This is a genomic window from Chryseobacterium indologenes (assembly GCF_001295265.1).
In the GTDB taxonomy this organism is placed as follows: domain Bacteria; phylum Bacteroidota; class Bacteroidia; order Flavobacteriales; family Weeksellaceae; genus Chryseobacterium; species Chryseobacterium indologenes_A.
Genome location: NZ_LJOD01000002.1, coordinates 306,836 through 321,971, shown reverse-complemented (window position 1 = coordinate 321,971; position 15,136 = coordinate 306,836). Strand labels below are relative to the sequence as shown.

At 38.0% G+C, this 15,136-nt stretch carries 14 protein-coding genes; 5 read left to right on the top strand and 9 right to left on the bottom strand.

Annotation, left to right across the window (positions count from 1 at the left end):
- Window positions 1-74 precede the first annotated feature (74 nt).
- From AOB46_RS05535 to AOB46_RS05520, 4 genes are all read right to left on the bottom strand, one after another.
- Window positions 75-1,667, bottom strand: coding sequence for a hypothetical protein (locus AOB46_RS05535; protein WP_062697107.1), 1,593 nt, complete (start codon window positions 1,665-1,667; stop codon window positions 75-77).
- A gap of 102 nt (window positions 1,668-1,769) precedes the next feature.
- Window positions 1,770-2,888: an HlyD family secretion protein gene (locus AOB46_RS05530; protein ID WP_062697105.1), complete on the bottom strand. Its 1,119-nt coding sequence runs from the start codon at window positions 2,886-2,888 to the stop codon at window positions 1,770-1,772.
- 23 nt (window positions 2,889-2,911) lie between these two features.
- Window positions 2,912-4,222, bottom strand: coding sequence for a TolC family protein (locus tag AOB46_RS05525; protein WP_062697104.1), 1,311 nt, complete (start codon window positions 4,220-4,222; stop codon window positions 2,912-2,914).
- Between the two features lie 89 nt (window positions 4,223-4,311).
- Window positions 4,312-5,157, bottom strand: coding sequence for a helix-turn-helix domain-containing protein (locus AOB46_RS05520; protein WP_062697102.1), 846 nt, complete (start codon window positions 5,155-5,157; stop codon window positions 4,312-4,314).
- 406 nt (window positions 5,158-5,563) lie between these two features.
- Here AOB46_RS05520 and AOB46_RS05515 point away from each other — a divergent pair, with 406 nt between their 5' ends.
- A complete protein-coding gene (locus AOB46_RS05515) occupies window positions 5,564-6,094 on the top strand; it encodes a TlpA family protein disulfide reductase (RefSeq protein ID WP_062697100.1) in 531 nt (176 codons plus the stop codon).
- 116 nt (window positions 6,095-6,210) lie between these two features.
- On the opposite strand, the gene AOB46_RS05510 is transcribed toward AOB46_RS05515, so the two are convergent.
- The 5 genes from AOB46_RS05510 to dnaA all read right to left on the bottom strand — a co-directional run bounded on the left by AOB46_RS05510 (window position 6,211) and on the right by dnaA (window position 9,953).
- On the bottom strand, window positions 6,211-6,630 hold the full coding sequence (locus tag AOB46_RS05510) for a hypothetical protein (protein ID WP_062697098.1): 420 nt from the start codon (window positions 6,628-6,630) through the stop codon (window positions 6,211-6,213).
- 21 nt (window positions 6,631-6,651) lie between these two features.
- Window positions 6,652-6,984, bottom strand: a complete 333-nt coding sequence (locus AOB46_RS05505; protein WP_062697096.1) for a hypothetical protein — start codon at window positions 6,982-6,984, stop codon at window positions 6,652-6,654.
- 172 nt (window positions 6,985-7,156) lie between these two features.
- The gene (locus AOB46_RS05500) at window positions 7,157-7,855 is read right to left on the bottom strand and encodes an SAM-dependent methyltransferase (protein ID WP_062697094.1); all 699 of its coding nucleotides are present in this window, start codon (window positions 7,853-7,855) and stop codon (window positions 7,157-7,159) included.
- Window positions 7,856-7,934: 79 nt separating this feature from the next.
- Entirely contained in the window at window positions 7,935-8,384 is a 450-nt protein-coding gene (locus AOB46_RS05495; protein ID WP_062697092.1) for a low molecular weight protein-tyrosine-phosphatase, read from the bottom strand.
- Between the two features lie 114 nt (window positions 8,385-8,498).
- On the bottom strand, window positions 8,499-9,953 hold the full coding sequence (gene dnaA, locus AOB46_RS05490) for a chromosomal replication initiator protein DnaA (protein ID WP_062697090.1): 1,455 nt from the start codon (window positions 9,951-9,953) through the stop codon (window positions 8,499-8,501).
- 137 nt (window positions 9,954-10,090) lie between these two features.
- Between dnaA and AOB46_RS05485 the strand changes: the two genes are divergently transcribed.
- The 4 genes from AOB46_RS05485 (at window position 10,091) to AOB46_RS05470 (ending at window position 14,899) form a co-directional block, all read left to right on the top strand.
- On the top strand, window positions 10,091-10,498 hold the full coding sequence (locus AOB46_RS05485; RefSeq protein WP_062697087.1) for an acyl-CoA thioesterase: 408 nt from the start codon (window positions 10,091-10,093) through the stop codon (window positions 10,496-10,498).
- Window positions 10,499-10,588: 90 nt separating this feature from the next.
- Complete coding sequence (gene pheA, locus AOB46_RS05480; protein WP_062697085.1) at window positions 10,589-11,437, top strand: prephenate dehydratase; 849 nt, start codon at window positions 10,589-10,591, stop codon at window positions 11,435-11,437.
- A 421-nt stretch (window positions 11,438-11,858) separates the two neighbouring features.
- A complete protein-coding gene (locus tag AOB46_RS05475; protein WP_062697083.1) occupies window positions 11,859-12,569 on the top strand; it encodes a hypothetical protein in 711 nt (236 codons plus the stop codon).
- 74 nt (window positions 12,570-12,643) lie between these two features.
- Window positions 12,644-14,899, top strand: a complete 2,256-nt coding sequence (locus AOB46_RS05470) for a DUF2339 domain-containing protein (protein WP_241489167.1) — start codon at window positions 12,644-12,646, stop codon at window positions 14,897-14,899.
- The last annotated feature ends 237 nt before the right edge of the window (window positions 14,900-15,136 follow it).

Sequence of the window (15,136 nt, the reverse complement as noted above, 5' to 3'; positions counted from 1 at the left end):
CTCGGTTTATAAAAAACGTAAGATCCCGACTTTTTTGTAAAGTCCGGGATCTCACTGTGAAAAACAAGGTATCTTTAAACTGCAGGCCCTGCTGCGTCTTTTATTTCTTCTAATAATTTTTTTCTTTCTTTCAGCCTTCTTCTGGCAATTACGGATTTACCTCCGATTACTCTTACAAATCTCAGATACTGAAAACGTTTTGCCCCAAAATGATGCGTAATCACATAGAACAGCACTCCAAAACCTGTCAGAATAATATATCCGAAGATCTTTTTAGTAGCAGCAATAATCGCATTCAGCTGAATAGCCTTCATATTGGCTGCAACATTCTGAGGAGTCACCGTCATCCCGTCCATATATACAGCAAGATCTCCTACTGCAACTACCTGAAACCTGTACTGAAACCATGAATATAAGGTTGAAAAAATACCTACCGCAAGGAAAGTTCTCCAAACCAATACTAAACCGATAGCCGCCAGCATTTCATCCATTTCAAGTTTGTCCAGCGTATAGAACCAGACAGAAATAAATAGTGAGCACATTCCATAACCTTTTAAGAACATCGGAAGATACCAGCCGTCATAACTGAATTCCAATACCATAGAAAAGTACATAATGATAGCATATCCCATCATCGCAGCGAATCCTGAAAAGATGTACATTTTTAACGGCTTTTCTTTTTTGAACCAGAATATGGCAATAGCCCCGGCCAAAATAATTCCCGGAATCATCAGCACGCTTAGTCTGGCATTGGTTAACTGGTCATACCCCAAAACTCCTACTGCAAATGTATTCTGAATAGAGGCTGTCCCTAAAAACATTCCGAGCCAGAACAGCATAAAAAGACCATGCAGTACATTATTCTTAGTAAATATCTTGAATGAAAGATAAGGCCGCTTTAACGTTGACTGCCGTATCGTGAGCAATGCAAAACTTACAAAAGCAGCAATGCTCGCATTAATGATGTTCTTTGAGTTCAGCCAATCCTGCTGCCTTCCGAAAGAATATACATAAGCAGAGAACATGAAAGTGGATATGAACAGTAAAATACTCAGCCAGTCGATATAGTGCAGAGGAACTTTCAGTGCGAAATACTTATCATGCATAAAAATCCAGTGAATAAGTGCCAGTATAAAACATAAAACCGATGTCAGCAAATAAAACTGCTGCCAGTTATACAGAAGTGAGAATTCTGCTGCGTAATAAACCGCCACCTGGTTCATCACCAGAACAAATGTGTAGAATACGCCGTAGAACATTCCACGATTTCCAATCATCATCATCAGCGGCAGGAAAAGCTCTATAGTGACCATCATCTTCAAAAATCCAATCATCAGAGAGGTAAAAACGAAGATCATGGGCTGTAAAGTGGTTGCATTGATATAGCCCAACAGTCCCAGAAGCACCAGAAGAAGCACCATTTTATCTCTCACCTTGAATCTCATCTTCATTCTGAGAACAATAGGCATACAGGCTCCCATCCCGATTGTGGTTGCATAGTTGGCCCACATAAAATATTCTGTAAGAGCTCCGGTACCGCTCACCAGATAACTGATGTTCCCTGTGTACACACCGCCAAGAGGCATCACCACTGCCAGAAGCAGTACGATCAGCAGCAGCTGTACGGGTTTCGGTACCCAGTCGTTATATAGTCCTTTGTTGTACATACTTTTTAGATAATAGATTTCAGATATCAGATGGCAGACTCTCAACATTCAACCGTAGCTTTCCATACCGCAAAATGTCCGGAATCTGATATCTTACCTCTTCTAGTCCTTATTAATATTCACATTCATATTCATTCCTGCGCTCAGCTTATCCAGATCTTCTTTTTTATTGGAAGAAGTAAATTCTATTCTTACAGGAATTCTCTGCTGTACCTTGATAAAATTCCCCGTAGAGTTATCGGTAGGAACGCTGGAATATCTGGATCCGGTAGCCGCAGAAACGGCAGTCACTACCCCTTCAAATTTTTTCCCGCCTAAAGCATCAGCTGTCATCATCATCTTCTCCCCGATCTTAATATTTGGCATCTGTCTTTCCAGGAAATTGGCGGTTACCCACTTTTGTCCGTTCAATACAATGGTGGCTACTTGCTGCCCCGGTTGAATCAGCTGTCCTTCTGCAATTGTTCTTCTTCCCATTACCCCGTCATAAGGAGCTGTGATTACCGTATAGGAAAGGTTGATCTTCGCCATATCCAAAGCTGATTTTGTTCTTTTAATCTCCGCATCATTGATACCCAGGCGGCTTTTCACCTCCGTTGTGGAAAGATTAGCGGACTGCTTCTGATTAACCAGTGTTTCGTAAGCTGCTTTCTGGGCATCATACTCCGTTTTCACCTGGTCGTACTGCTGTCTTGTCACTGCTTCAGCAGCGAGGAGATTTTTATATCGGTTCAGGTTCTGTTCAGCATTCCATAATCTTGCTTTTGCTCCGGCAATATTAGATTCCATTACGTTAACATTGTTGGAAACCGTATTGACAGATGAACTGGTTGCCGATCTCTGCGCCAGTGCATTCTGATAAGCAGCTTCTGCCTGTCCAAGCTGGGTAAGGATCTCATTTTTGTCAAGAACAACCAGCGTATCTCCTTTTTTAACTTTCTGATGTTCGATGAATTTTATTTCTTTGATATAGGCAGACACCCTTGTATTGACCGGATTTATAAATTCTTCTACCTGAGCTGCCTCTGTATAGGTTTTATCTCCGATGTGGAAATATTCACGTACCAGCCAGTATAATCCGAATCCTATTACCAGAAATACGACGATATTTGAAATAATAGCCCGGACCTTATTGGTTTTGTTCTTTTTCTTTTTATTGGATGCAACCGATTGCCCCGGATTTGTCTGTGTATTTTGAGTAGTTTGTCCCTTGTTTTCCATTGTTTGTTTTTCAGTTTAAAAGATTAAAGTGTTCCCGAAGCTTTGATAAGATTATAATACTGGTACAGTACATTGATCTCTCCATTCGCATAATCCAGCTCGGATTGAAGCTTCTGGTTCTGGGCATCGATCATTTCGGCCTGTACCGCAAGCTGGTTCAGATATTTTGCTTCCGTGATCTTATAGTTTTCCTCTGCAAGCCTTTTTGAATCATTAAGAATTTCTGCCTGCTGAATAGATTCCTGATATTTTACATAGGCTGCATTTACAGCCATATCCACATTCTGTTGTACCAGTGTCATGGCATCTCCGGCCTGGGTTTTCTGTAATTCTCCAAGTTTTACTTTTTCTTTCGTTCTGTAAAGATTATCAATATTATAACTTAAAGAAACTCCGGCCTGCCATCCTCCGGAATACATATCCAGAACGGGATTTCTTGTTGTGATCGGACGTTGCAGCGTGTAACCTCCAAATCCGGCAAGAGTCGGCATCTGATCTGTTTTAATGATCTCAATATTTTTACTGGCCAGATCAATATTCTTTTGGGCCGATCTCAGTTGGGGATTGCTTTCATGGGCGAGGTTCAGATAATAATCCATTCCGATTCCTGATTCTTTATCTGTTAAGCTTTCCACAGGGATGATCTCTGTATCAGACGGAAGTCCTAAGGCAATATTTAAATTATAATTCAGAATTTTCCTGTTGTTGGCCAGTGTAAGAATTCCCTGATCAAGGTTTTTGATGGCCAGCTCGCCACGGATTACCTCGTTTCGGGTTACCATTCCCTGCTGATAAAATTTCCGGATATTTTTAAGACGTTCCTGAGCCAGTTTTTTGTTATTCTGAAATACGGACTCCTGATTCATTATCTTGTACACATCCAGATAGCTGGAGATGACAAGAAACTTCACATCCTGTCTGTTTTTTTCAAGATCCAGCTCAGAAAGCTGTTCACGAAGGCCCGCTGCTTCAATAGACTTGGTTACCAATCCTCCTTTAAAGATCAGTTGGGTAGCCTGTACGGCATATGAACTCCCGTAATGAGGCATGGGAACTTTGGTGGAATTTGAAAAGTCTTTATCAATTGCCACTGCATTTCCTAAATAGAACTGGCTTGTGGATGCAGTAACTGTGGGAAGTTTCTGAAGCTTTGCCACATTGGTGCTTTGTCTGGCAATATCTATATTCTGAGCAGAAACTTTTAACTGCTGGTGGTTCTGTACTGCCATTTCGGCGACTTCACCTGCCGTCATTTCCCGCGACTGCTGTGAAAAAAACAGCGCAGGAAGCAATGCTATCACAAGTGATAGTGCTGTTTTTACATTCTTTGTCATTGTACCTTGTTTTACAGGAACAAAGTTACGGCAGCATACAATTCAAACAAATGTTTGATTTTTGGAAAAAGATGTTCAAATGTAAGATTCTAATTTTCGAACTGATGCCTGTACTGGCTTGGACTCACTTCCATATGCTTTTTAAAAAAGTGTGAAAATGAGTACTGATCGCTGAAACCAAGAATAGATGACACCTCCGAAACCGGTTTTTTAGAAGAGTTTAAAAGTACTTTAGCCTCATTCATTACAATCAGGGCAATGATCTGGCTTGCTGATTTTCCGGTAATAGACTTTACAACCGATGAAAGATGTCTGGTTGTAATCGACTGGCGCTCGGCATAGAATTCTACAGTTCGTTCGGTAAGATGATGCTGTGCAAGATCAGTAAGAAATACAAAAACAATTTCCTCCTGTCTGGACATCTGACTCATCGAATAGCTGTCTTCTTTAGAGATAATCCCGGCCATCTGATAACAGAAAACAGAGAACAGGTGCTCTACCATCTCTTTTTTATACAACATTTCTGTTTCGGAATCTAAAATATACTTCAGGAAATTGACACTTTTCCAGACAACTTCCATTTCATCCTCCGGGAAAGGCACTCCTTTATTCATCTGCTGTCTGAAATAACGGTAAGTGATCAGCCTGTTGAACTTCAGTGATAATGCTGAAATAAATTCTCTTTTGTAGGAAACCATTCTGGACTGGAAATCATCACTCACGGAAACCATTTCATAGATAGTCTGCGGGTCAGTTACCATAAACATATTAGCGGAAAGTTCCAGATCACTGAAATGCTGACGAAGTTTTATAGACCCCGACTTGATAAAGATAAAGGCTGGATTCTCCGGACGGAAAGGTTTATCCGCAGAAATTCTCTCGAAAATATTGTGCTGGGTAAAAATTTCAACCCCGAATTTTTCTAGTGCAGACATGAAACAAATGTAAGCAATCTTATCAGTGATTGCAAAACTTTATCATTGTAACCATAGTCCTGGCTGATAATTTCAGATTCTGGCCGGCTTGAGACGGAAGTTATGAAATTCATTCACAAGAAACATTGATTTGCTTTTATATTATAGATAAAAAAATAATAAAACACGAATTTAATTTACAAAATAATCAACAATAATAAAAATTATTGAATATAAATAAAATATAACCCAACAAAAACAATAATTATTTAAAAAAAAAGTATTTTTGCAACAAATAACGCAATAATGAATATTAACAATTTTTTACTCACTACTTCTGGTTTTCTTATGGGCTTTATATTGAGCACCGCTGTAATCTTAACGATTTCTTATTTAACCGGATTTTTATCAGTAACAGCTTAAAATTATGAACAGATTTTTAAAAAAAGGCCTTATTTGGGGCTTAATTTTCGGAAGTATAACTGCATTTTCTTTTTTAGCCTATGTATATTATGTATCAAAGAAAAGCATTGAACAGTATAATAAAGTAAGCAGCAGCAAAAATTTTAAAAACTTAAATATTAATCTGGAAACACTTGACGGAAAACCTTTTGACATTACTCAATTTTCTGACAAAAAAATCCTGGTTAATTTCTGGGCAACGTGGTGTGCTCCCTGCAGAAAAGAAATGCCTCTTTTACAAAGCACCTATAATCAGATAAAAAATGAATATGTATTTATTATGATATCTGATGAAAAGCCTGAAGTTATAAAAGCATTTAAAGAAAAGGAAGGCTATGATTTTGTTTTTGTAAGAAGCAGAGAGAGCTTAAAATCAAAAGTCGGAGTATTCCCAACTACCTTTATTTTAGATAAGTTGCAAAATATAAAATATACAAGAGCCGGGGCTTTCGATGATATGAGCGAAAGTGACCTTAAAGCCTTATTATTGAAATAAAGCTCTTTTACTATTTCTAAAATGAAGTTTCTGGTCTTTTTTTCAGGCTGTCTGCCTGAAAAAAAGACCAGAAATCAAAAAGGATTAATCAGTGAAATATTACCAGAAACAAAATATCACTTATTCATACTTCTTATCTGTTCGCTGATTTTTATCCAGTTGATGCTGTCAGATAAATGCAGTTCCCTGTCAAACTGCTTTTTCCAGTCTTTACCCAGTTTTTTCTCGAGGCTTTTGAAATAAGTTTCATTAGTCTGGTCAGCTTCATTCTGAATTTTCCGGATACTGTCGGTTATTTCACATCCGGTTTCTATCCGTTCGTAGCAAAGATTCCATTTTTTCACCAGGCTGTCAATAGCATCGTAGGCACCTACCGGAGGAAGCTCTCCTGCTCTGATGTCTTTCCAGCAGAGAGTCTCTGCTTTCTTTACATCATCAGACCTTACTGACTTTGTCTTTTTTGCGGCATCCGGGCTGCAGGAAATCATGAAAAGCAGAATGGCTGTCAGCATCATTGCAATAGTACATTTTTTCATAGCAGGGATCGTTGTGTATTTTTATTGAATAAATTCCAGTATGCGTTTTCTTGAGATCACCTGGTTTCCTGCATAAAAATCTTCATCACCCATACGGGCCAATGAAGCTGTAGACTGTACGGAAAGCCAGGAAACAAAAAGATCCCTGTTTTCAAATACTCTCGGGGCATCAAAATCGCAATCATAGATTTCTCCGTAAAAAAACCTTTGATTTCCATCTGCCTTCATACCCATTCCGCAGTAATCACGATGGCAGTAGCCTAAAATATGACCGTTCAGCAGCTGGTCTGCAACGCGATTAGCAATGGCCAGTCCAAACGGAACGGTATCTTCTGAGTTTTGTCTGTTATCCATATTGTATTAAATGATTTGAGCTTTAATAATTATATCTAAGATAACTAAGTTTTTCAGATCAGAATAGTAAAAATCAAATATTTCCACTTTATTTGCAATTGGTATATCAGAATATGCTTCAGATAAAACACTCATCTTTTATATTTTATTCAGCATACATAAGCCATTTGTATTATTTTCCAAGCACAAATACAGCAGGAACTTTATGCAGTTCGGGCTTAGCTTTTTTCCAGTCAGTTATTGTTTTTGTCTGAATAAACTCATGTTCCGGGTCGTTGATATTGGCGGCAATACAGAGTTTGGTATTAGGTGAAAGGAATTTCGTAAGATCCTCAAAAAGCTGATTATTACGGTATGGGGTTTCCATAAAGATCTGTGAATACCCTGTTTTCTGAACCAGGCTTTCAAGATGCAGGATCTGTTTTTTCTTTTCACCCTTATCAATCGGCAGATACCCATGAAAAGTAAATTCCTGCCCGTTGAATCCACTTGAAATCAAAGCAAGAATAATTGAAGAAGGTCCGGAAACAGGAAGTACTCTGATATTTTTCTGATGGCACCATTTTACGATCAGATTACCCGGATCTGCGATGCAGGGCAAGCCTGCTTCGGAAAGTAATCCAAAATCCTGCCCTTTCAGCATCAGGTTCTGTGCTTCTTTAATATCGGCATTTTCAGTGTATTTATCCAGTAAAAACAGCTTCAGATCTGATTGTTTCTTTTCCGGAGCAAAAAATTTAACGACTTTTCTCGCTGTCTTTTCGTTTTCCACAAAGAAATAATCCGTTTGCATGATGTAATCCTTTATCACAGGTGAAAAATGAGTGATAGAAGTATTTTCCGAAAGGTAGGCTGGGAGTAAAAAAAGCATTTTATTATTTATAATTCGTTTTTTGAGTGAAGGATAATAAAATGTAAGCTTAATATAAGCAATACATCGGCGTATCCTGTTATTTAATGATTTGTCTTAGAATAGCATCACATCCTTTATCCAAAAGCCGGAAAACGTTTTCAAAATCCTCCATTCCGCCCCAGTAAGGATCCGGAACCTCTGCATTTTTATGATCTCCTGAGGCTTCCAGAAACAGAAAAACTTTTTGGCGCTGCTCTTCATTCCGTGCCTTTGAAATTACATCTTCATATACATCAATATCCATACAGTAGATTTTATCAAAGGTTTCAAAATCTCTTTTAGTGATGGGCCTGGATTTCTGCCCGGAAATATCAATTCCATGACTGGCTGCGGTTTTTACGGCTCTCTTATCCGGATGTTCTCCTTCATGAAGCGATATGGTTCCTGCGGAATCTACATTAAAACCATCTCCAAGCTTTTCTTTCATAATTCCTTCCGCTAAAGGGCTCCGACAGATGTTCCCCAGACAGACCATCAAAATATTCATATATTCTTTATTTTAAAAATGAAAAAATTTTAGTTTTTGGTTTAAACAAAGCTAAATAAAAAATGAAGAATAAAACTATTCTCCATTTTTTATTATTTTAATTTCAGTTATTTTTTACTGCTTGATTCTTTCTGTAAGATCCTTCACGTATTTCTTAACTTCTTTATCTATTTTTGATACGTCTTTGATGGTATCGCATGCATACATTACCGTGGAGTGGTCTTTTCCTCCCATTTCTTCCCCGATCTTCGTGAAAGTAGAGTTGGTAAATTCTTTTGAGAAATACATTGCCAGCTGTCTCGGCAAAGCAATTTCTCTTTTTCTGGTTTTAGAGAGAAGCTGCTCTTTTTTGATTCCGAAATAATCACATACCACTTCCTGAATATAAGGAATGTTGATGACTTTTTTCTGATTAGCTGCAATCCTGTTGATTGTTTCTTTCAGCAATTCAAGACTAAGGTCTCTCTTGTACACTGTAGAATAAGCGATTACGGAATTAATTACCCCGATCAGCTCTCGTACATTTGTTTTTGCTTCAGCGGCAAGGAAATCAAGCATGTCTCCGGGAAGAACGATTCCGTCTCTGCTTAGCTTATCTTCAATAATCTGTCTTCTTGTAGATAAATCAGGAGATTTGATTTCTGCAGAAAGTCCCCATTTGAAACGGGAAACAATTCGGTCTTGAATATCCATAATATCAGCCGGGGCCTTATCAGAAGTAAGGATAATCTGTTTTCCGTTCTGGTGAAGGTGGTCAAATATATGGAAGAAACTATCCTGTGTTGCAGATTTACCGGATAGGAACTGAATATCATCGATGATCAGGACATCTACCATCTGATAGAAGTTGGCAAACTCAGTTTGTTTGTGTGCTTTGGCAGCAGAGATAAACTGCTGGATGAATTTTTCAGAAGACAGATAAAGAACTACCTTATCCGGAAACTGATTTTTCACCTCAAGTCCTACGGCCTGTCCTAAGTGGGTTTTCCCTACTCCATACCCTCCATAAAGAAACAGCGGATTGAAAGCGGTTGCTCCCGGTCTTTTAGCAATAGATCTTGCTACCGTAGCAGCAAATTTATTGCTTTCTCCTTCTACATAACTATCAAAAGAATAATCCGGCTTCAGGTTGGAATCTATATTTACTTTTCTTATACCGGGAACTACAAAAGGGTTCACGATATTTGCGGAAAATCCCTGGGGCATTGTTTCCTGGGTTTTAGGAGTAGGAACGCTTTGTCCCTTGATGTTCATGGTAACAGGTTTTTCCTGACCTTTCGGTCTGTTTTCCATTACTGAATACCATAATTTCACTCCTTTTCCAATATTTTTCTTCAGGGCAGCAGAAAGCAGGGACAGGTAATTGTCCTCAATGTATTCCTTGTAAAAATCACTCGGTACGATCAGCGTAAGGTTATTTGCTACCAATGAAATTGGCTGCACCTTATCAAATAGCATATCGAAAGATTTTTCAAGTTTTTTGAGATCAGAATTATCTTCAGCAGCGTTTAAATTATCCCGCATAAACTGAAGGCATTTCTGCCATATCATCATTAAATTTTCATCCATTATTCTGCCCCGATTAATTCTTTAGTTAGTACTGTTTTTAGAAGGAAGACAAAGGTCCAATTTTTTCTTTTTAAAAAAAAATATTGCGGGTATTGATTATTTAAAAATATATTTGTATGTATAATTTATTACTAAAAATGATACACACAACACACTCAATACGAGTACGTTACGGAGAAACAGATCCTATGAAATATGTCTACTACGGCAACTATGCCCAGTACTTTGAAATTGGAAGAGTAGAACTCTTCAGAAGCATAGGAATGTCATACGATGAAATTGAAAACCAAGGAATTTGGCTTCCTGTTTCGGAGTACAAAATTAAGTATTTGAGACCAGCTTTGTATGATCAAAAATTAGAAATTCACACCTACATAAAAAAAATTCCGGGAGTAAGGATTGAGTTTGAATATGAAATTTATAATGAAGAGATGATAAAAATCACAGAAGCATCCACTACTCTTTTTTTCCTGGATGCAAAAACGAATAAAATCATCAGGTGTCCGGATGCTTTGATGAAATTAATTGAAGCTAATTGGAAATAGTTTTCAGACCAACTGAACTTTTAAATTCTTTTCTGAAATTAATTTGCACCTTTGCACTTATTTTTTTTAATTACACCTTATATATAATATATGAAGATTGCATTTTTGGGCCCTCATGCCAGTTTTACACAGCTTGCAGCCACACAACTTTTCCCGGACGAGGAATTACTTCCGCAGGCCAATATTCTAGACTGCTTCAGAGCCGTAGACCAGGGGGAAGTTTCAAAAGCGGTTGTACCATTGGAAAACTCTATTGAAGGAACAGTTTCCATGACACTGGATTATTTATATAAAACCCCATCCATTAAAATAGAAGCAGAAGCGGTGATGCCTATTGCGCATCATCTGATGATTCATCCAGAGAACAATATAGAGGATGTAGAAAAAATCCATTCTCACCCACAGGCCCTGGCCCAGAGTTTTCATTTTCTGGATACTCATTATAAGGATATTGCAAAGCAGGACTTCTCTTCTACTGCTGCAGCAGCAAAATATGTTTCAGAAAATAAAGACCTGAAGATTGCTGCAGTGGCCAATCAGTTTGCTGCTAATTTATATGGCCTGAAAATCGTTAACAGAAATATTCAGGATTTCGAGCAGAATCATACACGGTTTATTGTGATCTCCAAACAGGATACCAGCTATCAAAATGACAAGCTCCAGATTCTGGGAGAGAAATCCGGTATGCTGATTAACCTGCCTGAAGATCATCCGGGAGGACTTCACCAGGTTCTTTCTGTTTTCGCCTGGCGAAAAATGAACCTCAGCAAGATTGAATCCCGAACGTTAAAAACAGGACTCGGTAATTACTTCTTCTTTATTAATGTGGAAGGCCGATGGAACAATATTCTGCATGAGAATGTTCTTCTTGAACTTCAATCTATCAGCGCTGAAGTTGATTTCCTCGGAAGCTATAAAGAATACCTTTTGGAAAGTTAAAATAAACCTCTATTATTACCCTATCAACACTGCCTTTGGCGGTGTTTTTTTTTGGCATTTGACATAATTCAGGCTCCTTAAACGTCATTTTGGGGAAATTATTGCACAAATTCCACCCCTTTATCTATCTATAAAACAAGCCGATCCCTTCTATTTTCCTATTTTTTTATCACAAAACAATGAAATTACTCCACTTTCAATTATTCCAGTTATCACGAACTAACCTCTGATTTTCCTTTAGATACAGCATTTTTAATTAAAAAATAAAAGTCAATAACATTTTTATGTAAAAAAATTTAATAACATATAAACATATGTTTAAGAAATTAATAGTATATTTAGCATACCGTTAAACATATCACAAAACATATTCTATTTTTTACTGTATGTAAAAATGAAAACTAATTAAAAAAATTTGCTCATGAAAACTAAAATTTACAGCTTAGCTTTAGCGTTAACTGCTATCAGCGCATTTTCCCAAGTTGGGATAAATACAGCTACCCCATCTGCCACACTGGACGTTAACGGAACTGTAAAAGTGAGAGATATTCCGGCATCTCCTACTTTACCCGGCTACGACATTCTTGCTCTTAATCAGGGAAGTGCCCAGGTTTCCAAAGTTGACCCACAAGTACTTTTTAACTCTATCTCCAACCCTACTGTATTTGCAGCAAAGAAAACCAGCGGATTCAGTCTTCTGAGTTTGCAGATTTTCCCTACGGATTTCAAAGTAATCAACTTCGTAGCAGCAGAAAGAAATATCGGATCCGGAGCTCTATTCTCTGATACAGATTACTCTTATGTCATTCCTTCAACAGGGGTTTACCAGGTGGGATTTTCTTTTCGCTACGGTGCCGGTTTACAGGCTGAACTCCTTGGTACCACAGGGCCGGGAATCGGGATCCTGAGAACCAGAAACAATGTTGCCACTCTTATAGACAACCGGACATTCAACGGTCTAACCATTCCTCTGGTACTCAGTCTGACTATTTCAGAAGCTGACGTATCGTCTCTTTACAGTTTCCAGGCTAATGACAGAGTCTCTTTTGGGATTACAGGATCTGGTTTCGTTAATGCCAATGTATTGGGAACAAGTGTCGGCAGCTTTTATATTTATAAAGTATCAAATTAATCAACATATAATTTAATTACTCAACACGATTAATCCATCACACCTACTGTGATGGATTAATTTTTGGTATCAGAATGATAAGCATTACCTTTATATCTGATAAAAACGAAACGATGGGTGAAACAGTTCTCCTCACTATAATCATTATCGCCGGCATTTATATTTTCACCAGCCTGAATTCCAGAATTAAAAAGCTGGAAAATGAAGTCCGTGAACTGAGCGCCAGACTTGGTAAAACATCTCAGCCAGACGTTGATATCCGGAAACAGGATATCATTATCGAAACTCCTAAGGCCGCTGAACACGAAATTCTAACAGCTCCGGAATCACAAGAAATTAACACAGAAACATTCCCTTCCCTTCCGAAAAAAGACTGGACTGTTCCCGTTTTTGATTTTTTAAAGCAAAATCTTCTGACCATTCTGGGAATTTTCACTCTGGTTCTGGGTATTGGTTATTTTGTTAAATACGCTATAGATAAAAACTGGATTGGAGAAACCGCAAGAACCCTTATCGGATTGGGAGCAGGAGCAGGAATAATGCTTACCGGTCACTTGCTCAGAAAAAACTATGCAGTTTTTGCTTCAATCATTACAGGCGGAGGAATTGCTGTTTTGTATTTTACTACAACAATTGCGTTCAGGGAATACCATCTCGTTCCCCCAAACACGGCATTTTTAATTACCTCACTGATTACCCTTCTGTCTATTCTGCTTTCTTACCGCTATAACAGCGAAATATTAATTATCTTTTCAATAATCGGCGGTTTTTCTGCGCCTTTAATGATCAGTACAGGCCAGAGCAATTACCCTTTCCTATTTACATACCTTAGCCTTTTGAATGCAGGAATGCTTGCAGTGGTTTTTCTTAAGCACTGGAAAAGTGTAGGATGGACTGCTTATATTTTCACCAGCCTCTATCTTTTCTACTGGACTGCTGATCATCCTGAAATTTTGAATATCCTGTTTTACATGATCAGCTATATTATCTTTTATATTTTTGCCCTTCAGGAATATCTTAAGAAAAATACGCTGGCGGTATCCGGAATACTGATGCTTGTTTTAATTAATTTTTCCAGTCTTACCGGCCTCATCTATATTTTTAATGAGCTGCACTATGAACCTGCTATTATTTTCCCTGTTATTTTTGCCGTTTTAAACAGTATTTTGCTTCTCAGGGAATATGGAAAGAGAAGCTTTGGTACTGCTTACTCTGTCTTTGCAGGCATTACGATCAGTCTCATTACTCTGGCAGTCGCTATTCAGTTTAAAGCTCATCTTATTACCAGTGTCTGGGCCATAGAAGCCACTTTACTGCTTTTCATCTGGAAAAAAACAGGCCACCGGATTTTTAAAACCTGCTTTTATATTCTGTTTCCATTAGTGATCACCGCGCAGGTCATCACCTGGTCAGCCTATTTCAACAACAAAGCCATGAACATTGTTTTCAATCCGGTATTCCTCACAAGCCTTGTTACCACTGCTTCAACCATCATCAATCTGTTTCTGCTTAAAAACATCAGCCATGACAACAGGCAACCCAGAAGCTTTTTCGAAAATATTTTTGTACTGACAAGTTATGGTATTATCTATATTACGCTTCTTCTGGAAATCACTTATCATATGTCCGGCAGGCCATGGTCCGCCATTACCAGCACCGGACTTCTATACAGCATTTATTATATTTTTGCATTACTGTTATTCAGAAAAAAACTGGACATTGACCAAAATATTCAGACGGGACTTATTTATCTGTTTCTTTTTTTACTGAGTGTTCATGCCTCTTTCTCTGTATCGGCAGTGGTAACCGCAGTCCTGCTAAAGAAACTTGCTTACGGGTTTTATATGATTCATTTCCTGCATTGGATTCCTTTCATCTATATCTACCGAAATGCCGCGCCCGAAACAGGTTTTTATAAAACCAAACTATCTTACTGGCTTATTTCAACAGCTTTAGTTATCGCCGTAAGCTGCGGAATCTATCACACCTATATTTTGGGAACGGTGCGGGATATTTCTTTTTTATATACAGCAAAAGAACATTTCAGCATGCTTTACCTTCCGATTATCTGGACCATTCTTGCCTGTGTCTTCATTTATACCGGACTGAAAAGAAACAGCTCTGAGTACAGCAAAATCGGTTTTACTCTCATTGGGATAATGATCTTAAAGCTTTACGGTCATGATGTCTGGGAAATGGACAATGTATCGAGAATCGTCGCTTTTATCATTTTGGGAGTTCTCCTGCTTCTGGGGTCATTTACTTTCCAACGTCTGAAAAAAATCATTAAAAACATGGTTGATAAAAAAGATGATGACGCTAAAGAATAAAGAAAGTCCGGGATTAATGGTTAAATATTTTTTCAACTTTTTGAATTTCAATTTCAATTCCTTAAATATATAGTTTCAGATTTTAAAATCAGCCTTCCTGTCATTATAGGTTATCCTTCCCCGACAGCACTGACATTATGATTTTATTTTTAAAAGAGTAAATAGGTACTGAATTCAAGGTGTTTATCAATATCTACCAGCTCAAATATATTGAACCGTTGCTTCGGCGGGCAAAAA